This is a genomic window from Bacillus cereus group sp. MG16 (assembly GCF_040459875.1).
GTDB lineage: Bacteria > Bacillota > Bacilli > Bacillales > Bacillaceae_G > Bacillus_A > Bacillus_A paranthracis.
Genome location: NZ_JARVHE010000001.1, coordinates 2,090,494 through 2,113,469, shown reverse-complemented (window position 1 = coordinate 2,113,469; position 22,976 = coordinate 2,090,494). Strand labels below are relative to the sequence as shown.

Here is a 22,976-nt window from a genome sequence, read left to right as displayed (position 1 = left end):
TACTTATTTTTTCGTTTCTTGATCTAACCACCATTTAAATCCACTTTCTTGCAATAATTCATTAGATGCCTCTGGACCATATGAACCAGACTCATATTCATGAAGTGGTAATAAGTTTTCTTCGAATGCTTCAAGAATTGGTTGTACCCATTCCCATGACAATTCAACTTCTCTCCAATGTGCAAAGAATGTAGCGTCTCCACTCACAGCATCATGAATGAGTCTTTCATACGCTTCAGGTACTCCCACATCCGCTTGCTCACAAGTAAAGTTAATACGGATCGGTTCAATTTCTCCATTTTTCAATGGATTTTTACTATTTAACTGTAATGAAACGTTCTCACCTGGGCTAATTTCAATTATTAACAAGTTAGGTGCTGCATTTGGATTACTATCTTGATATTGCTGTTTTAACGTATTTTTAAATTCGATTACAATACGAGTAGACTTTTCTTTCATTCGTTTGCCTGTTCGTATATAAAAGGGAACGCCAGTCCAAAATGGATTATCGATCCACAAGCGAGCAGCGATAAATGTGTCTATATTAGAAGAAGGATTTACTCCTGGCTCCTCTTTATATGCTACAACTTGCCCGCCATTTATCTCACCTGCACCATATTGTCCGCGAATGATATGGTTTTGAACGTCTTCTTTTTTCACTTTACGAAGCGCCTCCATTACCTTTCGCTTTTCCTCTCGAATTTCACATGCATTAACCTTTTCCGGCAAATTCATAGCAGTCATCATTAATATTTGTAACATATGATTTTGAACCATATCTCGAATGGCTCCTGCCTGATCATAATATCCTGCCCTTTCTTCAACCCCAACTGTTTCACTCGCTGTGATTTGTACATTCGCTATATGTTCTTTATTCCAAATCGATTGTAAAACAGGATTTGCAAACTCTAGTGCTTCAAGGTTTTGAATCATCGGCTTACCTAAATAATGATCAATACGGTATATCTCGTCTTCTTCAAACGTGCGACTAAGCTTATCATTCAGCTCACGAGCAGATGTAAGGTCGTGCCCGAACGGTTTCTCAATCATTAGGCGTTTCCATCCATCCGTTTTATCAAGTCCGCTTTCCTTAATATTTAAAGCGATTGTCTCAAAAAATTCAGGAGCAACGGAAAGATAGAACATTCTATTCCCTTTTATATGTAGTTCTTCTTCCCTTTCACGAACGACTTGTAATAATCTCTCATAGTCTTCCGGCTTACTCACATCTAATGGACAATAGCGAAAATTATCTAAAAAACCTTCGAGTTCTGGAGTACCTTCTTCTCTATGACGAGAAAACGTCTCTATTGATTCTTTTATTCTTTTTTGAAAATCTACATGAGATACTTCACGTCTCCCAAGCCCGATAACGGATATTTGCTTTGGAAGCTTTTGATCTCTATATAAGTTATATAGTGCGGGGTAAATTTTGCGTTTCGCTAGGTCCCCTGTCGCTCCAAATAAAACAAAGGTCATTGATTCCAATTTCAGTCCCCCTCTTGTTGTATAATCCTGGTCAATATATTAAAAATGAATTGTACAGAAGCTCATGTTTTTATAAAAAACAAAGAGTCATCAAATTCCAATTCTTTTTATACCTTTCGCTTTCTAATTGTCCCCAATATTAATAGTGGCAATTCAAAGCGTTTCTACCACGACTTACTTATTTATAACACTTTACGAAACAATATATATTAAATTACTTTTAGTAATTAAATAGTATTATGTCTAGTATATTAACCACATAAATTATTATCGTCAATAAAAATGTCTTACATTACATACTATTTATTTCGTAATACTTTTCTAAGTTTATCCTTAGTTACCACTCATTTTCAAAGATAATGATCGATATAAAAAATATCAGTTTCATCAAAATCTTCAATTAATTTTTCGTTAAACTCGTGAGTAGACGTTATATGATGATCAAAAGGCTTCTCTATAATAAGACGGTTCAATCCTTTTGTAGCCCACAATCCAATTTCCTTAATATTTAAAGCAATGACATCAAATACTTCTGGTATAACAGATAGGTAAAACATGCGGTTTTCAGGAATGTTTAATTCTGTTTCACGTCTCTTTACAAGACTCAACAAATCTTGATAGTCCTCTATATTCGCTGTATTTAATTGACAATAACGAAATGTGCTAATAAATTCTTCTACTCCTAATTCGTCATCAGTAGATCTTCTAGAAAATGTAGCAAGGGATTGTTCTACCTTTGTTTGAAATTCCACATCTGACATTACCCTTCTACCAATACCGATAATCGAAATAGATTGCGGTATATTCCCATTACTAAATAATTTGTATAAAGCAGGGTAAATTTTGCGTTTCGCTAAATCCCCTGTCGCTCCAAATAAAAGAAATGTCATTGAATCCATTTGTTCTCTCCCTTTTAAAACAATTGCTAGAATAGAATATATAAACTCATTCGCTACTTAGCACAATACTGTCTCTAAAACCTCATACTTTACCAATGTTTCTTCAATACTATTTTGCCACGAGCACGCTCTGACTCACTTATGTGGTGTGCTTTTTTTACACCTTCTACATGTAAAGGCAACACATGCGTGACAACGGGTTTAATCTTCCCGCCCTCAATTAATTCTGTAATAAGAGAAAGTTCATATCCGTTAGGTTCAGTAAATATATGGTCACTCTCAATATTTTTCTCTCTTGATATCTCGGTTTGCGGAATTTCCATACCTTTCGGACCATAAATAGACGCTAACTTTCCATTTGGTGCAAGCACTTTATAACTATCCTTTAGTACATCTCCGCCTAACACATCAAATACAATATTGTAATTATGCAAAAGCGAAGAAAAGTCTTCCGTTTTATAATCGACGACAGTATCAGCGCCTAGATCCTTTACAAACTGCATGTTTTTCGTACTAGTCGTAGTTGCAACATGTGCACCGAAGCTTTTGGCTAGCTGAATAGCAAACGTACCAATCCCGCCAGATCCAGCATGAATTAAAACCTTATTGCCTTTTTGAATATTTGCGAATTTTACTAAGCTTTGCCAACTTGTCAAACCTACAAGAGGGATTGATGCCGCCTCTTCAAAAGATAAATTCCTCGGTTTTTTCGCCACATATTTCTCATCTACAGCCACGTACTCTGCATAAGCACCGTTTCGTTCAATATCCGGACGACTATATACTTCATCCCCCACTTTACATGCTGTTACGTTTGGCCCTATAGCAGCAACTACACCTGCAACATCCCATCCTAAAACGAGCGGGAAGTCATAAGAAATTACGTCTTGCAGTAAACCTTCACGTATTTTCCAATCCACGGGATTTATACCAGCTGCATATACTTCAATTAGTACATCGGTGTCTCCTAATAGCGGTGTCTGCATTTCAATCTCTTGTAGTACGCTTTTATCTCCATATTGCGTAAGTCCTATTGCTTTCATTCTTTTCACTCCTTTACAAGGCTGGGAAATGCGGTAGTACTTCTTCTCCTAGCTCATCCAATACTTCGTCAGCTGGACGTTGACCATCAAATAGAGCAAGGAATAAATGATTCACACCAATACTTTTATATCTATCAAGTAATTCAATTAGTGCCTTACGCCCTGTACGGTAACCTAAACGTATCGGTGTAGGACGTTCATTTGGATCTTCAGATAAGTCTAAATGCATCGGTTGTATAAATGGTTTGAATACATCTGGATGATAATCCTCTACTCGTTCTCTCCATTGTCCAATTGCTGCTGCCTGATGCACTGGACTACGTGGATAATACATCCATCCATCTCCATGTTCAGCAAACCATTCCATATTTTGCTGACTAAAACCTGTAATAAAGGTTGGAACACGTTTAGACGGTTTTGGAACCAAATTCGCTCCATTCACTTCTCCTAGTGTCGACTGGATAGACGGGAAGTTTTTATACAAAATCTCTTCCAAGTAAGCAAACGCTTCTCTAAACTTTTCACCTCGTGTTTCATGACTAACACCTAACGCCTTGAAATCGGCACGTCGGTCACCTGATGAAACGCCGAGCATAATTCTTTCTGGAAACAGTTGATCCAATGTCGCAATTTCTTTTGCCACGCGTAATGGATGGCGAAGTGACAATACGGTTGCCGATGTTCCGAATGCGATTTTCTCTGTTTTACTTGCTAAATACGTTAAATAAATCATCATATCGTAAATTTGACCTGTTGCAGGATCACCAAAGTCAGGGTCTTGCAGTAAAACATCGCGAAGCCATACACCTGTAAAACCATATTGTTCTGCTTTTTGTACTAACTCTACTTGTTTTTCCATCGTTGGAGCATGAAACTGATAATTTTCAATCGGAATGTGAACTCCTAATGTAAGCTGATCTTTCGCAAACATACGATTATATCCGAAATGATTCGCAAACTTTTCCATGTGTTTCACTCACTTTCCTTTATTCATATAAATCTATACTTTTCATATTTCTTCTCAAAATTCATAAGCAATACTGCAACACCACATTGTTGCCGATTGTCATCGTTATAACTTTCTTTGTGCTACGAGTGTTATTATAAATCGGCCATAACATGAATAACAGTACGTACTTTAAAGTGATGTAGGCACTTAAAAGTACCTGTACTAAGTAAGTAGTAATAAACATAATGAATAAATCGTACTGCAAAAATACCATCTATCCTTTCTTCAAAAAACTTTACAGTTGCTTTTGCAAGTACGTTACATGATCCCACGTACTTTCCTCTTCTTTATATAAAATGCTCAATATCCAAATTCAAAATATTATACTTATTTTTTGTACTTTGCTATGCTATAACCACGAACAGGAGGTAAGGACCAATGAAAGCACAAATTATCCATTCTTTTGGAGATTCATCTGTATTTCAATTAGAAGAAGTTGCAAAACCGAAACTTTTACCCGGTCATGTTCTAATTCATGTAAAAGCAACAAGTGTAAATCCAATCGATACGAAAATGCGCAGTGGCGCTGTTTCATCAGTTGCTCCTGAATTTCCAGCTATATTACACGGGGATGTAGCAGGTATTGTTATTGAAGTAGGAGAAGGTGTTTCGAAATTTAAATGTGGGGATGAAGTATACGGATGTGCCGGAGGTTTTAAAGAAACTGGAGGTGCACTTGCAGAATTTATGCTTGCTGATGCTCGGTTAATTGCTCACAAACCTAAAAATTTAACAATGGAAGAAGCAGCTGCTCTACCATTAGTGGCAATTACAGCTTGGGAATCTTTATTTGATCGTGCAAATATTAAACCTGGTCAAAATGTTCTCATTCATGGAGCTACCGGTGGCGTAGGACACGTAGCCATTCAATTAGCTAAATGGGCAGGTGCTAAAGTTTTCACAACAGCTTCTCAGCAAAACAAAATGGAAATAGCCCATCGTCTAGGAGCCGACATAGCTATTAACTATAAAGAAGAATCTGTTCAAGAATATGTGCAAAAACATACGAATGGCAACGGATTTGAAGTTATATTTGATACAGTAGGTGGCAAAAATCTCGATAACTCTTTCGAAGCTGCTGCAGTCAACGGAACTGTCGTAACAATTGCAGCTCGTTCAACCCATGACCTCTCTCCTTTACACGCAAAAGGACTCTCTCTGCACGTTACTTTTATGGCGTTAAAAATATTAAATACAGATAAACGTGACGCTTGCGGGGAAATTTTAAATAAACTAACGCAAATAGTAGAAGAAGGAAAACTTCGCCCATTGCTAGATTCTAAATCATTTACGTTTGATGAAGTTGCACAAGCACATGCATATTTGGAATCGAATAAAGCAATTGGAAAAATAGTGTTAAAAAACGTTTGGTAACTATAGTCCGATAAAAATAATGATTGCTCGTTGCTAGAAAGTAACAGAATAAATAAGATTCCTTTATTGCTAACATCATTTATCAAATTTCATGATGCCAGTGATTGTAGGAAGAACAATAAAGTTGCATAAAGGTCAATTTATGCAACTTTATTTATTATAGTTTTTAATTCCCTCTACATGTATGCTACATACATATCTAACGGAAAAATTATTGATATATCTGAATTATAAAAACTTCAAATTGCTGTCCCTCTTCCATAAGTACCTACATATCTAAAATTTACTGTTGAACTATGTAATCCTTGAAAACCCCAGCTGAATCCAACTATATAATTTCTTACAGTTAAAATACGAAAATAACCCTATTCTAAGGACCTCAATCGCACCCCATTTTCTGAATAAAACATAATATTAAATTCATTAATTTAATGTGATAGTATATATTGAACTCTTCATGAGACTATCATTCATATTACTATTTAGGGGGATTTATGAGCAATCAAAATAATAATGAAGCACCAAATAAAATGGAAATCGTAGTCATGATTTTAGGACTATTTTTACCACTCTTCCTTCCTGCTCTTCTAATGCTAGCATTAGGGAAATGGATGCCAGATGAAATTGTATATTCTGGAGTCATGTCATTATTTATTCTGTCCATTGAGTTATTCATAGTAGCTGCTATTTTTACTAAGATTTTAAGTATTTGTGGATTACCTGAAAAGAAACTAGATGAATTAGGATTTTTAGGATTTACGATTTCAGTGGTTACATCATTCTTAGCTACTTATGTAGGATATTTTGGCATAGCTAAAGTTGGATTAACTTCGGTTCAACTATCACCTCATGGCATTTTAATTATAGCAATCGTATCCACAATTATCTTAACTATTTTATTAAAGGTTTTAGAGAAATTTGATAATCAAGACGAGCTAGATACAAATAAATAAAATTGTAAACGAAAAAGGTATGCTTCAAATGGAGCATACCTTTTTCTTGATTATCAATTTAACATAAGAGATACCACAGCGCCAAAATCTTTCCATCCTTTACAACAAGTCCAAAAATAACAGCCGGATTTTCTTATAGTAGAAAAATTCGGCTGTTTTCATATCGTAATTTGCTTTTTTATTAAAATACACTACGTACTAATCCCCCGTCTATTCGCAACGCGGAACCATTAATCGCTGAGGAAAGTGGGCTACTTAAGAAAGTGACAAGATGAGCAATTTCTTCTGGTCGAATAAGTCTTTGAATGATAGAGGTTGGTCGATTCTCTTTCATAAATCGCTTCTCAGCTTCTTCTATTGTCAATTGCTCATTAGGATAAAGACTATTTAACATAGTCTCCACTCCTTCCGTTAAAGTCGAACCAGGCATGATAGTATTAACAGTCACATTCGTTCCTGTCGTCAGCTCAGCTAAACTGCGAGAAAGTGAGAGTTGCATCGTTTTAGTCGCACTATAATGAGCCATTTCTTGAGAGGGCATAATAGCTGCTTCGCTAGCAATAAAGATAACTCTTCCTTCTTTTCTTTCAATCATTTTTTTCAAGTACGAGCGAGTAAGTCGAACACCACTCATAATATTGACTTCAAACAATTTAAACCAATCTTCATCAGGGATATCAAAATATTCTACAGGTTCAAAAATTCCTAGGTTGTTAATAAGAATGTCTACTTCAGGGTACTTTTCAATCACATTTTGGCACCCTTGTTCTGTTCCTAAATCAGCTACTACGGGTTGAAGGATAGCATCTGGATACTGCATTCGAATTTCTTTTATCGTTTCATTAACATTTTCTTCACGGCGTCCATTAATAAGTACAGTAGCTCCTTCCGCTACTAATGAAGTGGCAATTGCTTTTCCAATGCCTGCCGTAGATCCAGTAACCAGTGCTGTTTTTCCTTTTAATTGCATATGCATATAGATCCCTCCAAATTCATGTGCTACATGATTGACTTACGTTGGAATAAATAATTACGTTTATATTTTGGTTCATTTCTCTTATCTTTAACAGAAAATAAGCTGATCCACCCTTTTTTCAAAAGAGTATAAACGAAAATTATGTAGCTATTACACTCTGTACGGAATTAAAAAATCGAAATTATCAGCATTTAGATCTACTCGATAATTCTGATTCTAATCATTGTCATATTAAAAAATCACATCAACAGCAGAATAAAGCTAAAACCAACTAGTAAATACCATTATGATATATATTAACGATAAAGAAAATTACGCACTTTAAAGTTCCATAGGAACAAAAAAGTGCCCTATAAACTATAATTTCTAACTCTTTATATTTGCTAAAGTATTATCTTTTTTTATCATAGAAAAGGTTGTAAAATCACACATTCTTACATACAGTTATAGGATTATTTTTATCCTTATTAACTAAAAACCATATAACACATTTGTAAAATAAAATTCTAAAAAACCTTGCAGAAAAATTCTACAAGGTTTTTGTGTATAAATACAAATTAATCATTATATTAAAATGAAAGGGTTTATAATTCATCACAATATTATTAAATATAAGCTGCTTTAAATGCTTGTTGAACAGCCTGTACTTCTAATGAGTCTTTACCATATAAATTCGTTGCTACACGAATACAAGCTTCTTTTAATTCTTTAAAATCAGAAGTCATATTTAATTCATCCGTATTTGCATAATAGAAAATATCAAACATTTTATCTTCTCCAATGCCTTGTACATTTACTCCATTATGATTTCCACCACTAGCAATTAAATAAGCTACTTTATTTATAATGCTAGAGTTTGTGTGTACACCACCATAATCGTGATCAGCATCAATAGGTAAATTGTTATAATGTCTATAATCTTCTGGATATCTAGAAGAGATAGATGATGGGTTTTTCATATCTCTAAATATACGACCTGATTGTTCCCCCATTGTCCAATTGAACTTTCCGTTATTGGCATACTTTTCAACTGCTACCCCTAAAATATCAGATAGAGCCTCATTAATGGCACCAGCTTCTCCTGCGTACTCAAGTCCAGACTCATTTTTTGTAACCGCGTGTGTAAACTCATGTCCTGCCACATCAAATGCTCTAACAATTGGATCTCCGTATACTAGCATAGCCCCATTACTAAATGCATTAAACCACTGCTTAGGATTTCCTATATTCTTACCATTTGTATTCCAGCCATGAACGACTGAAATTACTTTTTGTCCATTATTATCAAAGCTATTACGACTATATTTTTCTTGATAAAAATCATATACTTTCGTTGCTAAATAATGTGCACTAACTGCTTTAGGATCTGTAAAATTTGTAGAATTACTTGTTACTAAATCATCGAGATACCCCCATACATTTCTTCTATAATTATTATAATCTTTATAATTAGCAGTATACGTTTCAATTCCCTTACCACGAGAATAATCTGCAAGCATGTACATTCCATCACTTCGCTGTGTAATTCCAAACGTACGATTCATACCTAAATCATCTTTTCCTGTTCCTGTTAATTTTGAAGGATCTTGTGATTTATTTGCTGTCGCAGATTGGACAATACTACTATCTACTTGTATACCCAATTTTTGAACGAGTTCTTTTAATAGATTACCACCAAAAGCATCAATTAATACTGTACCAGATACATATTCAGGTGTAGATGCACTAAAAGTAATTTGGTATGCGTTTGTAGCTTTATTTGTATCTTCATCTACATATACCACTTGTTTAATTTCTGGTTCTTCAACAAATGTGAGATTATCTCCATAGATTTTAAAAAGCTGCTTCTTTGCATCCTCTTCTGATAGAGTAATAGGTTGTTTCAAATCTTCCTGTTGTTGTAAATCTTGGGCACTATCCCCCGAAACACTCGTAAGGACACCATCATCATTAATATGTGCTGTTAGTTGATATCCGTATACATCACGTCCTTCATATGTTTGTTGAAGACGCACCAATGTAGTACCATCATAAGATTTACGACTTTGCGTCACATTATAATTAACTTTTGATTCCGTGTTAACTTGCTTTGAGGATAATGCTTGTTCTGTTTTCCCTTTCAGCGCATCCTTTGCTACATTTTCTGCCGATTTTTGAGAAGGTGCTGTTAAATTACCTGTTCGGAACGTATCTTCCTTTGTTTCCACTTTTAAATCTTCTGTTGCCGCATGTACTCCTCCATAAGGCATAATCGCCGATAACACCACTCCTGTAGTTAAACCTAACTTTACGAAATTATTCATATTCTTACTCCTTTATAATCGTATTATTAAATTAAATGAATTCATTTTAGAATTTTAAGCATAGATAAAACTTCTAACTATAGTCAATCAATTTTACATACATAGGTTTATAGATTGGTTTGCTACATTTTTAGATTCAATTCATTTCTCAAAAATCACTCATTATATAAACTATCTTTATATTTATTTATATACGTTATTTTTTGTGGTTCTGATAACATATTTATTGCCATCCACACATTCTTTTTCATTTCTAATTTTTGCATTGGTATTTCTTTTAACAAGGGATTACTTATAATCACTTCCATTTCTTCATCAATTCTTTTCATAAGATTTTCTTCTGGATTATTTTTTAAATAAGTATTTTTCAATCCCCATTTTGTCATTATAAATTCATTTGTTTTATTCATAGGATTAATAATAGTAGCTTTACTAGTTAATCGTTTTTTTACTTCATCATGATAGATTTTAATTCTATATCCTTCTTTTAGTGGGATGATATCTTTTACAACGGTTACATTTGTTCCTTCCATTTCCTTCGTATAAATTTTTTCACCTTTCTCATTAAACAACTCTATTGATGCATATTTTTCACCTGCATAATAGCTATGAGGCGTTTTAGTAGTAACCGTAAAAACAGCTCGCTCTTGCTCTAAGTCTGTATTTAATTCGGCAAACTGATCATCTCCTAATCCTAGGAATTGAATCGTTTCATTTACCAAATTGCTTACTTTCATTTCGTTAACATCAATCGTTAGACTATTATCCTTTTCCTTTACATAGGCATAATACGTACTGAAATGGTACATACTATCCGTTTTCCCACCTGAAATCTCAAACGTATAGATTCCATTTGGTACGTCTTGTAAATTGATATCTGCTGTTTCAATTGTTTTTACTTGAATAACTGTATTCCCTTCTTTTAATTTAATCTTTCCTCCTTTCAATGTATCTATTTCATTTGTATTTAAATGGATATGCAAATTCCCTTTTAACCCAAGTGAAGCAATTTGCTGATTCGTAACTATTTCAAAGTTAGAGTTTATCGGAATATCAGGATCAACTAGAGCTCTCGCCTTAGCTAATTGTGATTCAGGCACTATATACGCTAAAGAAGTAACTGCCGGATAACCTTTCGCCCTATTCATCTCTATTTGTTTATGATTAAGCTTAAAGCCCCATCTTTCAAAAACGGGTGTAAAATCAACTTGTACATTCTCGCTATAATACTGATTCATTAAATCTGGTAAAGAATGGTCACCTTTTTTAAAAGCAGCATTACTAGCTAGTTTTCGATAACCTTGATACATTTTTGCAAAAGCTTCATCGCCAGCTTTTTGTTTCGCCATCGTTAAAAGAATAAGTTTTTGTCGTAAATCTAAGTCATCATAATTTTTATTTTCTTTCATTAAAGCATTGTATAAATTCCGTTCTACCTGTTCCTTCTTCCCAAAATTAAATAACCAACCAACTTGATCTGCTTTTTTGCCGTATTTACTATATTGATATTGAACACCAAATAGATTATTAGAAACTTCTCCTGTAAATATTCCTTGATTATCAAAACCTGCTTGATATCCATGAGCGATTTCATGTAAAGTTCCCCAACTTAGTTTATCTAACCACATTTTTGTACTATCTGTACTATTCGCTGTCCAATTTGCACCATAATAGGCACCGCCAGCACCGGATATATCTGCTTTTAAGAAATAACGATTTTGACTTTTTTTATTTTCAACCGTTGAGCCATCTAAACCAATAATGGAATCATACATCTCAAAAATATCTTCATAATATGCAATTAACTCATCCAACGATTGAAAATCTTTTAAAGATCTTACTAACTCTTTATCTTTTTTAGGTATAAATAATTGGAAACTCTCACCTTGAATTAATGCATACTCCCCATTAAAGTGATCCCATGTACTAAAAAATTGAGATACACTTCCTTGTTGTTTATAAATGGGAAGAGGTTTCGTAGTACTTTCATTCCCTACTTGGTACTCAAGTACAGCGTGCTCTTCACCATACGGGGTATCTATGAAAGGAACTAAAGACGTATCACCTTGAATCGTAACCCATTCATTTCCTACTTGTATGGATTTTTCATTTTTTGAGTCATTAGACAATAAACGTACTGTTAATTTGTCTTTAAAATTAGGATTCGTTTGTCTTACCTTTAATGGTGTATTTCTCTGCAAAATAAATCCTAAATCTTGTCGATCATGATATTTCCCCTTACTTATTCCTGCTTGAAATATCCACATAGGCTCTTCTAAACTAGTAATTTCTTTGACATTTGTTCGTTCGTCAGCATGTAAATGTATATTTCCTATGAGGAAAAACATTGTATACATGATGCCTATAACAAGTAACCTTTTCATTTACATATCTCCTATTCTATTTTTTTATATACAAAATACAATAAAACCCTCCTTCTTCACTTATAACTGTCATCAGTAAGTTACTTATCAGTGTAATTATTATAGTTACATTAACTCGTGATTATCAATCATTATATGTATGTAATTTTGCATATACGAATATTTAATGACAAATTCCGAAATATCGTATAATGATCCAATATTATTTCATACATTATTCAATAAAAAAACACACGAAGTCCCTTAAGTCTTCATGTGTTTTCATACATGTTATTATACTTGTAATTGAATAAATTATCTTATTCTGTAATATTAAATTTTGAAACCAGTTCCGTTAATTCTTCCACCTTTTCTTTCATTTTGTTAGATTGAATTGATATTTGTTCAATTGATACGGCCTGGGATTGAATTGATTTTACTGTTTGAAGAGTCTCTTTTTTTACATCCGTTGCAGTTTCAGAAACTAGCGAAAGAGAAGCATTTACTTCTTCTGTACCAGCAGACATCTCTTCTGTCGCTGCGGATACTTCTTGAATTTGACCTGTAATTTTATCAATATCTTTCATAATAGACAAGAAGGTTTGATTGGCTTTGTAAGCAGCTTCTTTTCCTTCTACTGCCTTTTGTTGTCCTTTTTGCATGACATTAACTGTATCTTGGGTATCTTGTTGAATGGATTTTATTAAATGATTCACTTCCTTTGCAGATTCTTTAGATTGCTCTGCCAAGTCTCGAACTTCTGCGGCAACCACTGCAAATCCTTTTCCGTTCTCTCCAGCACGTGCCGCTTCAATAGCAGCATTTAAGGCAAGAAGATTCGTTTGCTCAGCAATATTAGTAATTGCAGCGAGAGCTGTATCAATCTGTTGTGTACGTGTAACAAGTTTATTTATTACTTTTGATGTTTCCTCGACAGCGTCATGCACACTGTTCATTTGAAGAATAGAGTGATTTATCACTTCACTACCGATATTTATTTGTTCTGTAGTTGTTACTGCTACCTCAGCAACTACTGCTGAAGATTCAGCTACAGTTTGCACCCCGGTTGTAATTTCTTCCATCGAGGATGAACTCTCCTGAATACTAGTTACCTGTCCTTCTATTTTTGTTTTTACTTCTAAAACAGTCTGTACAACCTCATTTGAAATATGAGATGCTCGCTTTGTATCTTGTAATACGCCCTCCGTAGAAGAAATAACCTCTTGTGTTGTCATTTTAACATTCGCAATTAATTGTTGAAGGTTATCTAACATACTATTAAAAGACTGGACAATATGCCCTAATTCATTATTTGCTTTATAAGGAGTACGTGTTGTTAAATCTCCAGCTGCTACTTTTTCCATATCATTTTGTAGTAACGCAAGTGGTTTTCGGATAGTTAATTTAATAATGTATCCAATTAACATAATTATTAAGATTGCTAAAATCGAAATACTAACAAACATTATCATTGTATTTTTTGCACCATTATTATTTTCCTTTTGTAAAAGCTCTGCATCATTACTATTATATAAAATCAATTCACGAATTGATTTTATTGATTTTTGCATATTAGGTTCAATCTCTTTTAGGTAATATGCATATGCTTCCTCATTATTAGATTTCCCTAATTCTTGCGCTTTCTTCATTTGAGTTCTTAATTCATTAAATGTTTCATGAAACGTGTTATATAATTCTTTTTCTTTAGTAGAAATAACTTTAGCCTCAAACTGCTTTAAAAGATGATCATTTTCCTTACGAATTCCGTCCATTTCTCTTATTAATTCATTCATTCTTTTTTCATCTTTTGATACCATAATTTCCATAAAGTTCATATTAACATGATAAAAATTAGATTCTACAATCCCAATCCGCTCAATTGGTAGTAAATTATCCTCATACATATTAGAGGAAGTACTTTTCCCTCTTTCTAATCCCCAAAACCCTATTAGGGATAATACTATACATGCAATACTTGATATAGCTATTAGTATATTTAGTTTTGTACCAACCTTACTGTTTCTTAATAATTCCAATTCACTTTCTCCATTCTAATATATAGTTTAAGTAATGTATTTTATAATAAGAATCCAAAAATTACGATCTTTATTTTGTAATATGCAATTTTGCATATCATCCACTACTGATTCAAAATAACCTAACATTGTAATTTTGGTTTTCCAAAAATTCATGATTATGAACACACCCTATTAATTCTTGAACTTCTCATCCAAAATATCCAAAAATATTGTGGCACCAGGGGAACCCATCATTGATATATAAATTACACTGCCATACAAGACTAGCTTAAAAATATTTTTCTTATTGCTCATTTTTCTATTTCCTCTTTATCAAAAGTACTCCTAGCACATCACACTTTAAAGAAACGATGGTATTCCCTGTAGTCCCAAAAAATAAGGAAAGACATAACACATATGTCTTCCCTCTAAAGTTGCAGCACTCAATATGCTCTGAGCTCTATTTGATTTTCTAGTTAAATCCTTACATATCTTTCTGTATAATATCTCCTAACTCCGTCCAATTTGTAATACGCGGGATGTTGAGATGTTGATTGTAAGAAGTAGTTTTTGCATACACATTTATCGGTTTTCCTATTAACGTTTCTAAGACTGCCGGCTTATCATCAAAGAAATAGTTTAATTTTATTTCTTGTATGAAGTGTATTTTTTCTTCATCCTTCATTCCATAGAAAAAGCGATCTTCATGTACTGGAAAACCTTTTTCTATTAACCATTTTTTTGTTTGCTCTCCATGCTCTTTAGGTCGCGCCGTTATATAGTAAATTTCATGTCCCTGTCTTTCTAATTCTTGCAATGTCTCTACTGCATACGGAAACGGTGAACAAGAAGTATAATAAATTTCATCCAGCAAACTATTCCACATATGACTGCCTTCCTCCGAAGTCATGCCAAATGCTTCATGAATTTCAATTGTTTTTAAAGAATGAAATATATCCAATCCTATTTTTTTGTTTAATTTTTTATTATATAAATGAAAAGCATGCTGCCTTAAATCAATTAACGTATCATCGATATCAAATCCAAACTTCACTCTTCATCGCTCCATTCTGCCATCCATCTATCGAAAAATATAAGTAGTTTTTATTCTCCTTATATTTTCCGATATTCTGGATAGCCAATAAATCTATAGTCTTTTCCAACCTGAGTAAATGATATATCCTTAAATTCAATCGCATCTTGCATTTTAGTAATACCAGTCCCCTCTACAAAGCTAGGCGCTAATCTGCCCCCAATAATTTTTGGTGCGACATATAATATAAGTTTATCCATCAATTTATTTTCAATAAACGAAGCATTTACCTCTCCACCACCTTCAATAAGCAGGGAGGAAATTCCTTTTTGCCCTAAAACATCAAGCATTTCATATAAGTTTATATGCTTTTCTCCGCTAGTAACAAATACTTTGACTCCTGCATTTTCTAATGCCTTCTTTTTTTCCGCTGCATGATTATTTGTTGTAAATATCCAGGTAGGAGCTTCTCCATCTGTAACAACGTTAGCTTCCATCGGTATGCGTAATGTTGAGTCCAAGATTACGCGAATTGGATTTCTTCCATTTGGAATACGCGTTGTCAATGATGGATTATCCTTTTGTACAGTATTCGCTCCTACTAAAATGGCTGCATTTTCATTTCGTATTTGGTGTACTTCCTGTCTTGCCTCTGTAGATGTGATCCACTTACTATCCGATAAAGAAGTAGCAATTTTCCCATCTAATGTAACACCCGATTTAATCGTTACAAATGGGCGCTTTGTCAAAATATATTTATTAAAGACTTCATTCATTTTTTTAGATTCTTCTTCACACACTCCTACAAGTACTTCAATACCTGCATCTTGTAGAATTTGAATTCCTCGTCCAGAAACAAGTGGATTTGGATCAAGTGTAGCAACTACTACTCTCTTAATGCCTGCTTGTACAATTGCTTCTGCACAAGGGCCTGTTCTTCCATGATGAGAACAAGGTTCAAGAGTTACATAGATTGTACCTCCACGAGCCTGTTCTCCCGCCATACGTATCGCATGTATTTCGGCATGTGGTTCTCCGGCCTTCATATGTGCTCCAATCCCTACAATTCGGTTATCATTTACAATTACAGATCCAACCAATGGATTAGGAGTGGTTTGTCCCTTCATAGCCTTGGCATTTTCTAATGCTAGCTTCATATACAATTCATGCTCAAGCATGTAAGTGGCCCCCTTCAAAATGTCCAGAACGCTGAATTTTCGTTTGCAAATATTTCTCATTAAACTCTGAGACATCACCCCATAACGGTTCACGACTCGTAACATTTAATCCAGCTTTTTGTAACGCTTCTAATTTTTTCGGGTTATTTGTAATAAGTTTTACAGGTTTTGAGCGTAGCGCTTTTAATACTTCAATTGTATCATCATAGTTTCGAACATCATCTTCAAAACCTAGGTTCAGATTAGCTTCCACTGTATCTAACCCATTTTCTTGCAAGAGGTACGTCATAGCCTTACTAAACAAACCAATTCCTCTTCCTTCATGATTCGCTAAGTAAAATAAAGCACCTGAACCATGTTCTGTAATCATTTGTAAAGACTGCTTTAATTGGAATCCACAGTCACAACGTTTACTACCAAAGATATCACCGGTGTGACAAATACTATGCATACGAATTAGGGCATCTTCAGAATTCTCAAAATCACCATATACAAGCACACTAGATTGCTGCATATCAGCTAAATTAATAGATGAAAGTTTTTCGATAATTCCTTCTACACTATTTGTAACCTCACTACATTGTAACCAAGAATACCATTGGAAAACTTTAGTCTCCCCATATAAATTAATTGGCAATTTGATAGGGCCTACTAAATATATATCCTTTCCATCTTGATGTATAAATTGAATTTTATCTTCTAACATATGAATTGTATCTGTTGTAACCATTAGGTACCTCCTAGTATAGAGAATCTCTAAAAATTCTCTTCCATTGTTATATTTTTTATTGTTTAACTTACACAACGTAAGTGTTTTTACAGATGCTATTCTTTTTTCTCTCAGCTTATATGCAATATGTATCATTACAACTTTGGCCATTTAAAGAAAAGAGTTTCAGTTACATAAAACTACTTAGTTACTTTATGTAAGTGAGTATACATTCGTAATTAATTTACGTCAAGTAATTAATTATAAAAATATTTGTTACTAATAGTAAGATGTTATATAATTTATTTTAGGAGGTGAAGGAAAATGAATGATTCTACATTATGCCCTCGCTTTGAAAAAGGAATGAAATTTTTTAGTCAACGATGGACAGCACTAATTATTTACCAACTTTTTTCTGGATCTCAGCGCTTTTGTACACTTGAATCTTCTCTTCCTGTTAGCGGAAGATTACTTTCAGAAAGATTGAAAGAATTAGAACTAGAAGGAATTGTCGAACGTAAAGTCTTTCCTGAGACACCAGTTCGTATAGAATATTCTTTAACTCAAAAAGGATTTGCTTTAGAAGCTATTATTCGCGGAATAGAAGAATGGTCACAGGAATGGATAGAACTTGAGGAATAGCATAAAAGCTTTTTCGTATATAGTTTTAAATAATCAAATTACAGATACCTATAATTAAAACGCTAGCTTTTCAAACATTTATGAAAACCTAGCGTTTTTTAATAAATAAAATAAAATTTAAGAAATGAAACAAGATGATCAAACCGATCACCTTGTTCCTTTAAAGATTAAAATAGTATTTCTAACGCCTTTTATTTATACATACTCGCTTAATAAAAAGAACGAAGAAACTTTTTGTAACTAAACAGTTTTATTTTCACAATACAGATAGCTTCCCCCGCTATTTGCGGACAGTAAGACCACGACTAATTAAAGTTTCACTTTATTACTTATGAAATTTCACACGCTCTTCAAGTGGTTGGAATTCTTTTTCTCCTGGTGCAGCCGTTGGATTACCAAATGGCATTTGTGCAATGAGCTTCCAATTAGCAGGAACATTCCATTCTGTTTTCACTTCATCATCAATTAATGGATTATAATGTTGTAAAGACGCCCCTAATCCCTCTGCTTCTAGCCCTGTCCACACGACTAATTGGTGCATACCTGATGCTTGGTGTGACCAAATTGGGAAGTTTTCAGCATATGCAGCAAATTTTTCTTGAAGCGATTTAACGATAGACTCATCTTCAAAGAATAGTACGGTTCCATAACCAGCTTTAAAAGAATCCATTTTTTGTTGCGTTCCTGAAAAATCTCCATCTCCAACTACTTTTCTTAATGTTTCAGTTGTAATATCCCATAATTTATTATGAGCTTCACCAAATAATACAACTAATCGCGCAGTTTGAGAATTGAAAGCGGATGGAGTATATTTCACAGCAAACTCCACAATTTCTTTAATTTTTTCATCTGATACTTGTACCTCTTTATTAATCCCATAGTAAGTACGTCTTTCTTTCAGTGCAGTATAGAAATCTTTTGTCATAGTTCATTTCCTCCCAAGCTTTAATATTCTTCAAAATGATACATCTCGAAGATAATATTCGTTTAAATGAGTTCATTTTTAAATGATTGAACTCCATAACACCAATTGCCAGTCATTCTGAATCTAAACCACTGCTTATTGCTTCAGTTTACCTAAAAAACTCTTATAGCATCATTGATACAATCTAGTGATCATTCGGTATTATTTTACCCATTCTCTATTCATGTATCCTGCTTGTTTCATATTTACACAAATATGAAAATAACCTTAAATTGATGATCAAAAAAGCCAGGTAGCATGAATTATGCATTACCTGGCTTTTTACATTGTAAATTCAACTAACCATGTTTAATGAATAGTAGTCAAAACTATACTTATCGCTTATTTAATAATTAACATCTCATAAGGATGTTGTTCCATAAATCTGTTCTCCCATGGAATATCTAATGACGTCCAATTTGAACCGCCATCTACCGACTTATAAACCCCTTTATTACTAAATAAATAGAACGTTCCATCACTTGTTGCCTTTAATACTGGTATGATTGTGCCCTTAGGAGTTGGTAAACCTGTATTCATTTCTGCCCAAGGCTGATCTTTTTCTTTCTTATAAATAAATGATTCACAATTTCCATTATTGTAATCGTGTGCTACGTGTGGATTTGACGATGTCGCAATAATAATATTTTCCGGATCATTAGGATCAACTGCCATTTGATATGCGTAATGATGCTTTAGCCCACTACACATATAGTTCCACGTCTTACCTCCATCATTACTCTCCGCATACTCTTGACCCGGTTCTTTCAAGAATGAATCGCCTAACACCCCGTATAAGCGATTTGGGGCATTGCGATGTGATGTAAGAATGTGAATATCTTGAGGATAGTTCCCCTCTTTTTCCTCAGTCCACGTCTTACCTCCATCTACACTTTTAATTAATCCCCCAACCTCAATCGTTGTATATATAGTTTCTGGATTATTAGCATCAATTTCAATATGTTTTACGTGGTGCGTATATGTTCTTTGAGGAAAGAACCATGATGAATATGATGGCATTTGTCGATAATCCGTTAGCAGTTCAAAGCTGTCTCCTCCATTTTTGGATACAAACATGGCGCTCGGTTCAGTTCCTACATATACGATCCCGTTACCGTCATCACCCTTCGCTGGAGATACAGCAACTGCTGTAATAGCTCTCATATGAATGGCATTAGCCGGGAAAACTTCACCGAAGGAAGGTAACGTACCAATCGCTTCCCATGAACTTCCCCCATCTTTACTTCTCCATAATCCCCTATCAAAAGTACCACAATACATTCTTTCTGGATCGTATGGATCTAAAGCTAACGCAACTGGATTCGCACCTACAAACTGTGATTGGACACTCCATGTTGAGTCTTTTTTTTCTGCAATTACAAGCTCTCTATCAAACGCTAATATGAATTTTTCCATAACTAAAATCTCCTCGTTTCATAATATATCTACTGTATTATTTAAATTTTCGCCATTACAATTTAAGAGGTAAATTTTATATGCTATAGCATATAAAAGATAAAATTTATAATCAATATGTGATTAAAAACTTACATTATATATTTTGTTAATTTCACATCAGTGCGATGAACAAGATGTCCTGTTCACTCATATAAGTCCATATGCCACCTCCAAATAACTTACAATATACATGCTATAGCATACATATTATAGAATGCATGATTACATGTCAAACTTTAATACTGTCTTAGAGTAAGTTCTCTACATAGCCAAAAGCAATTCAACAGCCATAATATAAACGCTAATCAAATAAACAGAAACATTTTATTGAATAGAAAATAAAAAAGAGTGCAGCTTTGCACTCTTTTTACTCATTCTTTAATCTTAGAAATCAAAGTTATCAGGATCTGGACCAACGCGGTGATTTTGGTTTAACGCATCGATTTTCTCCATCTCTTCTTTCGTTAATTCAAAGTTAAATACATCAGCATTTGCAATAATACGGTGTTCTTTCGTTGATTTTGGAATTGTAATTACTCCATTTTGAAGATCCCAACGTAAAATCACTTGGGCTGTTGTTTTACAGTATTTCTCAGCAATTGCCTGTAATGTTTCATTATCTAATAATTGACCTTGCATAAGTGGTGACCATGCTTCCATTTGAATACCTTGTTCTTTACAGAAAGCTTGTAGTTCTTTTTGTGTTAAACGAGGGTGGTATTCTACTTGGTTAATCATAGGCTTGATTTCTGCATCTTTCATTACATCTTGTAAGTGATGAATTTGGAAGTTACTTACACCAATTGCACGTACGCGCTTTTCTTTATAAAGTGTTTCTAGCGCTCTCCATGTATCTTTATATTTTCCTTCTGAAGGCCAGTGAACAAGATATAAATCTAAATAATCTAGTCCTAATTTTTTTAGACTCTCTTCGTATGCAGCGATTGTTGTTTCATATCCTTGGTCTGCGTTCCACACTTTTGAAGTGATGAATAAATCTTCTCTTGAAATACCAGTTGCTTCGATACCTGCACGAATCCCTTCACCTACAGCTTTTTCATTTCCGTAAATTGCAGCTGTATCGATGCTACGGTATCCTGCTTTAATCGCTGATTTTACAGCTTCTACAAGTTCTGGTCCTTCTTCTACTTTAAATACACCTAAACCGAACCAAGGCATTTCTACACCGTTATGCAATGTTGTTGTACTTTGTAAGTTTTTCATTATATTTTCTCTCCTTTTATTTTACTTGATCTCGTTTTTCTAATGACATACTCCATGCTGTTAAAATAACAGCACCTACTACCATAATGCCGCCTACCCAAGCCGTATGAATTAACCCTAACGAATTCGTTACAATACCACCTAAATAAGCACCAAGAGCAATCCCAGCATTAAACGCCGCAATATTAATTGCCGATGCAACATCGACAGCACTCGGTACAAATCGTTCGGCTAACATTACGACATATACTTGTAACCCTGGAACATTCATAAATGCGAATAATTCCATAAAAATAATTGTAATTAACCCAACTACTTTAAATGGCGCTGTAAATGTTAAAACAAATAATATAATCGCTTGAATAAAGAACATGTAAAATAGCGCTCGAATCGGATTATGATTCGATAATTTTCCGCCAATCACATTCCCTATCGCAATGGCGATTCCATACACTAATAAAATGATCGTAACTGTATTAGCTTTAAATCCTGTTACTTCTTGTAATAAAGGAGATAAATACGTAAATGTTACGAATGTTCCCCCATATCCTAATGCGGTAATAATGAAAACAAGTAGTAGTCTTCCGTTCGTAATCAGTTTAAATTGATCACGAAATGATATAGACGCACCTTTTTTCATATTAGACGGAATGAGAATACTATTTGCGATTAAGGCAATAATTCCAATGACTACAATTGCTAAAAATGATGTTCTCCAGCCAAATTGTTGACCAATAAATGTTCCAATTGGTGCTCCTGTAATAGTTGCAACTGTTACACCAGTAAACATAATTGCAATGGCGCTAGCACGTTTATTTTCTGGTACGAGTGCCGCAGCAATCGTCGAACCAATTGACATAAACACACCATGCGAAAGTGCAGACACAATTCTCGCAATAAGTAATACAGTGAAGCTTGTTGCGACAGCTGCAATTCCGTTACCGATAATGAAAATAATCATAATCCACATTAATAACGTTTTTCGTGACATATTAGCTGTTAATGACGTTAATACTGGAGCACCAAACGCTACACCTAACGCATATAAAGAAACTGTTAAACCAGCTGTTGTAACCGACACATGTAAATCTTCCGAAATAGATGGCAATAAACCGACACTAACAAATTCAGTTGTCCCAATCCCGAACGCACTAATTGCTAGCGCTAATAACGCAAATATACTTCTTCGACTTGTCTTAACTTCTGAAGACGATGCTGTATATGAATTCAATTGAGTCCCCCCCTTCCCTATAATTCCTATCATAATAGTGCGATAAAAAGGCCCTTTTATCTTTCAAAAATATATTTAATCTCTACAAACGCTATTATGAATGGTTTCATT

At 34.1% G+C, this 22,976-nt stretch carries 19 protein-coding genes; 3 read left to right on the top strand and 16 right to left on the bottom strand.

Annotated features, from left to right (window positions below; genetic code table 11):
* Positions 1 to 3: 3 nt before the first annotated feature.
* The 5 genes from zwf to QCI73_RS10820 form a co-directional block, all read right to left on the bottom strand.
* Complete coding sequence (gene zwf / locus QCI73_RS10840) at positions 4 to 1,488, bottom strand: glucose-6-phosphate dehydrogenase (protein ID WP_000445339.1); 1,485 nt, start codon at positions 1,486 to 1,488, stop codon at positions 4 to 6.
* A gap of 350 nt (positions 1,489 to 1,838) precedes the next feature.
* Positions 1,839 to 2,387, bottom strand: a complete 549-nt coding sequence (locus QCI73_RS10835; protein ID WP_353822891.1) for a glucose-6-phosphate dehydrogenase — start codon at positions 2,385 to 2,387, stop codon at positions 1,839 to 1,841.
* An 89-nt stretch (positions 2,388 to 2,476) separates the two neighbouring features.
* The gene (locus QCI73_RS10830; RefSeq protein ID WP_171484375.1) at positions 2,477 to 3,430 is read right to left on the bottom strand and encodes an NADP-dependent oxidoreductase; all 954 of its coding nucleotides are present in this window, start codon (positions 3,428 to 3,430) and stop codon (positions 2,477 to 2,479) included.
* A 13-nt stretch (positions 3,431 to 3,443) separates the two neighbouring features.
* Positions 3,444 to 4,397, bottom strand: a complete 954-nt coding sequence (locus QCI73_RS10825; protein WP_353822890.1) for an LLM class oxidoreductase — start codon at positions 4,395 to 4,397, stop codon at positions 3,444 to 3,446.
* 134 nt (positions 4,398 to 4,531) lie between these two features.
* The gene (locus QCI73_RS10820; RefSeq protein ID WP_353822889.1) at positions 4,532 to 4,711 is read right to left on the bottom strand and encodes a hypothetical protein; all 180 of its coding nucleotides are present in this window, start codon (positions 4,709 to 4,711) and stop codon (positions 4,532 to 4,534) included.
* Between the two features lie 106 nt (positions 4,712 to 4,817).
* Here QCI73_RS10820 and QCI73_RS10815 point away from each other — a divergent pair, with 106 nt between their 5' ends.
* Positions 4,818 to 5,813 (top strand): zinc-dependent alcohol dehydrogenase family protein, encoded by a 996-nt coding sequence (locus tag QCI73_RS10815; protein ID WP_353822888.1) that lies wholly within the window; start codon positions 4,818 to 4,820, stop codon positions 5,811 to 5,813.
* A gap of 494 nt (positions 5,814 to 6,307) precedes the next feature.
* The gene (locus QCI73_RS10810) at positions 6,308 to 6,766 is read left to right on the top strand and encodes an epimerase (protein ID WP_140971876.1); all 459 of its coding nucleotides are present in this window, start codon (positions 6,308 to 6,310) and stop codon (positions 6,764 to 6,766) included.
* A 181-nt stretch (positions 6,767 to 6,947) separates the two neighbouring features.
* Here QCI73_RS10810 and QCI73_RS10805 read toward each other — a convergent pair whose 3' ends face one another.
* The 7 genes from QCI73_RS10805 to QCI73_RS10775 form a co-directional block, all read right to left on the bottom strand.
* Positions 6,948 to 7,742, bottom strand: a complete 795-nt coding sequence (locus QCI73_RS10805; protein WP_327922889.1) for an SDR family NAD(P)-dependent oxidoreductase — start codon at positions 7,740 to 7,742, stop codon at positions 6,948 to 6,950.
* Between the two features lie 605 nt (positions 7,743 to 8,347).
* Positions 8,348 to 10,045, bottom strand: coding sequence for a M4 family metallopeptidase (locus QCI73_RS10800; RefSeq protein ID WP_353822887.1), 1,698 nt, complete (start codon positions 10,043 to 10,045; stop codon positions 8,348 to 8,350).
* A gap of 155 nt (positions 10,046 to 10,200) precedes the next feature.
* Positions 10,201 to 12,429 (bottom strand): putative mucin/carbohydrate-binding domain-containing protein, encoded by a 2,229-nt coding sequence (locus QCI73_RS10795; protein ID WP_353822886.1) that lies wholly within the window; start codon positions 12,427 to 12,429, stop codon positions 10,201 to 10,203.
* A 299-nt stretch (positions 12,430 to 12,728) separates the two neighbouring features.
* Positions 12,729 to 14,444, bottom strand: coding sequence for a methyl-accepting chemotaxis protein (locus QCI73_RS10790; protein WP_327922884.1), 1,716 nt, complete (start codon positions 14,442 to 14,444; stop codon positions 12,729 to 12,731).
* A gap of 466 nt (positions 14,445 to 14,910) precedes the next feature.
* A complete protein-coding gene (locus QCI73_RS10785) occupies positions 14,911 to 15,480 on the bottom strand; it encodes a 5' nucleotidase, NT5C type (protein WP_353822885.1) in 570 nt (189 codons plus the stop codon).
* 59 nt (positions 15,481 to 15,539) lie between these two features.
* Positions 15,540 to 16,637 carry a bifunctional diaminohydroxyphosphoribosylaminopyrimidine deaminase/5-amino-6-(5-phosphoribosylamino)uracil reductase RibD gene (gene ribD / locus QCI73_RS10780; protein WP_098215137.1) on the bottom strand — a complete coding sequence of 366 codons (1,098 nt, stop codon included), beginning with the start codon at positions 16,635 to 16,637 and terminating at the stop codon, positions 15,540 to 15,542.
* Positions 16,630 to 17,367, bottom strand: coding sequence for a GTP cyclohydrolase II (locus tag QCI73_RS10775; RefSeq protein WP_000258865.1), 738 nt, complete (start codon positions 17,365 to 17,367; stop codon positions 16,630 to 16,632). The genes ribD and QCI73_RS10775 overlap by 8 nt, the downstream gene beginning before the upstream one ends.
* Before the next feature lie 303 nt (positions 17,368 to 17,670).
* Between QCI73_RS10775 and QCI73_RS10770 the strand changes: the two genes are divergently transcribed.
* On the top strand, positions 17,671 to 17,988 hold the full coding sequence (locus QCI73_RS10770; RefSeq protein WP_001000104.1) for a winged helix-turn-helix transcriptional regulator: 318 nt from the start codon (positions 17,671 to 17,673) through the stop codon (positions 17,986 to 17,988).
* A gap of 325 nt (positions 17,989 to 18,313) precedes the next feature.
* On the opposite strand, the gene QCI73_RS10765 is transcribed toward QCI73_RS10770, so the two are convergent.
* The 4 genes from QCI73_RS10765 to QCI73_RS10750 form a co-directional block, all read right to left on the bottom strand.
* The gene (locus QCI73_RS10765) at positions 18,314 to 18,913 is read right to left on the bottom strand and encodes a nitroreductase family protein (RefSeq protein ID WP_000158948.1); all 600 of its coding nucleotides are present in this window, start codon (positions 18,911 to 18,913) and stop codon (positions 18,314 to 18,316) included.
* A 381-nt stretch (positions 18,914 to 19,294) separates the two neighbouring features.
* A complete protein-coding gene (locus QCI73_RS10760) occupies positions 19,295 to 20,368 on the bottom strand; it encodes a WD40/YVTN/BNR-like repeat-containing protein (RefSeq protein ID WP_353822884.1) in 1,074 nt (357 codons plus the stop codon).
* Between the two features lie 426 nt (positions 20,369 to 20,794).
* Positions 20,795 to 21,634 (bottom strand): aldo/keto reductase, encoded by an 840-nt coding sequence (locus QCI73_RS10755; protein WP_483299570.1) that lies wholly within the window; start codon positions 21,632 to 21,634, stop codon positions 20,795 to 20,797.
* A gap of 16 nt (positions 21,635 to 21,650) precedes the next feature.
* Positions 21,651 to 22,865: an MFS transporter gene (locus tag QCI73_RS10750; RefSeq protein WP_353822883.1), complete on the bottom strand. Its 1,215-nt coding sequence runs from the start codon at positions 22,863 to 22,865 to the stop codon at positions 21,651 to 21,653.
* Positions 22,866 to 22,976 lie beyond the last annotated feature (111 nt).

Bases quoted from the DNA above. Each gene is read 5' to 3' on its own strand.
- QCI73_RS10835 (WP_353822891.1), bottom strand. From the start codon at position 2,387: ATGGATTCAATGACATTTCTTTTATTTGGAGCGACAGGGGATTTAGCG.
- QCI73_RS10830 (WP_171484375.1), bottom strand. From the start codon at position 3,430: ATGAAAGCAATAGGACTTACGCAATATGGAGATAAAAGCGTACTACAA.
- QCI73_RS10825 (WP_353822890.1), bottom strand. From the start codon at position 4,397: ATGGAAAAGTTTGCGAATCATTTCGGATATAATCGTATGTTTGCGAAA.
- QCI73_RS10815 (WP_353822888.1), top strand. From the start codon at position 4,818: ATGAAAGCACAAATTATCCATTCTTTTGGAGATTCATCTGTATTTCAA.
- QCI73_RS10810 (WP_140971876.1), top strand. From the start codon at position 6,308: ATGAGCAATCAAAATAATAATGAAGCACCAAATAAAATGGAAATCGTA.
- QCI73_RS10805 (WP_327922889.1), bottom strand. From the start codon at position 7,742: ATGCATATGCAATTAAAAGGAAAAACAGCACTGGTTACTGGATCTACG.
- QCI73_RS10800 (WP_353822887.1), bottom strand. From the start codon at position 10,045: ATGAATAATTTCGTAAAGTTAGGTTTAACTACAGGAGTGGTGTTATCG.
- QCI73_RS10795 (WP_353822886.1), bottom strand. From the start codon at position 12,429: ATGAAAAGGTTACTTGTTATAGGCATCATGTATACAATGTTTTTCCTC.
- ribD (WP_098215137.1), bottom strand. From the start codon at position 16,637: ATGCTTGAGCATGAATTGTATATGAAGCTAGCATTAGAAAATGCCAAG.
- QCI73_RS10775 (WP_000258865.1), bottom strand. From the start codon at position 17,367: ATGGTTACAACAGATACAATTCATATGTTAGAAGATAAAATTCAATTT.
- QCI73_RS10770 (WP_001000104.1), top strand. From the start codon at position 17,671: ATGAATGATTCTACATTATGCCCTCGCTTTGAAAAAGGAATGAAATTT.
- QCI73_RS10765 (WP_000158948.1), bottom strand. From the start codon at position 18,913: ATGACAAAAGATTTCTATACTGCACTGAAAGAAAGACGTACTTACTAT.
- QCI73_RS10760 (WP_353822884.1), bottom strand. From the start codon at position 20,368: ATGGAAAAATTCATATTAGCGTTTGATAGAGAGCTTGTAATTGCAGAA.
- QCI73_RS10755 (WP_483299570.1), bottom strand. From the start codon at position 21,634: ATGAAAAACTTACAAAGTACAACAACATTGCATAACGGTGTAGAAATG.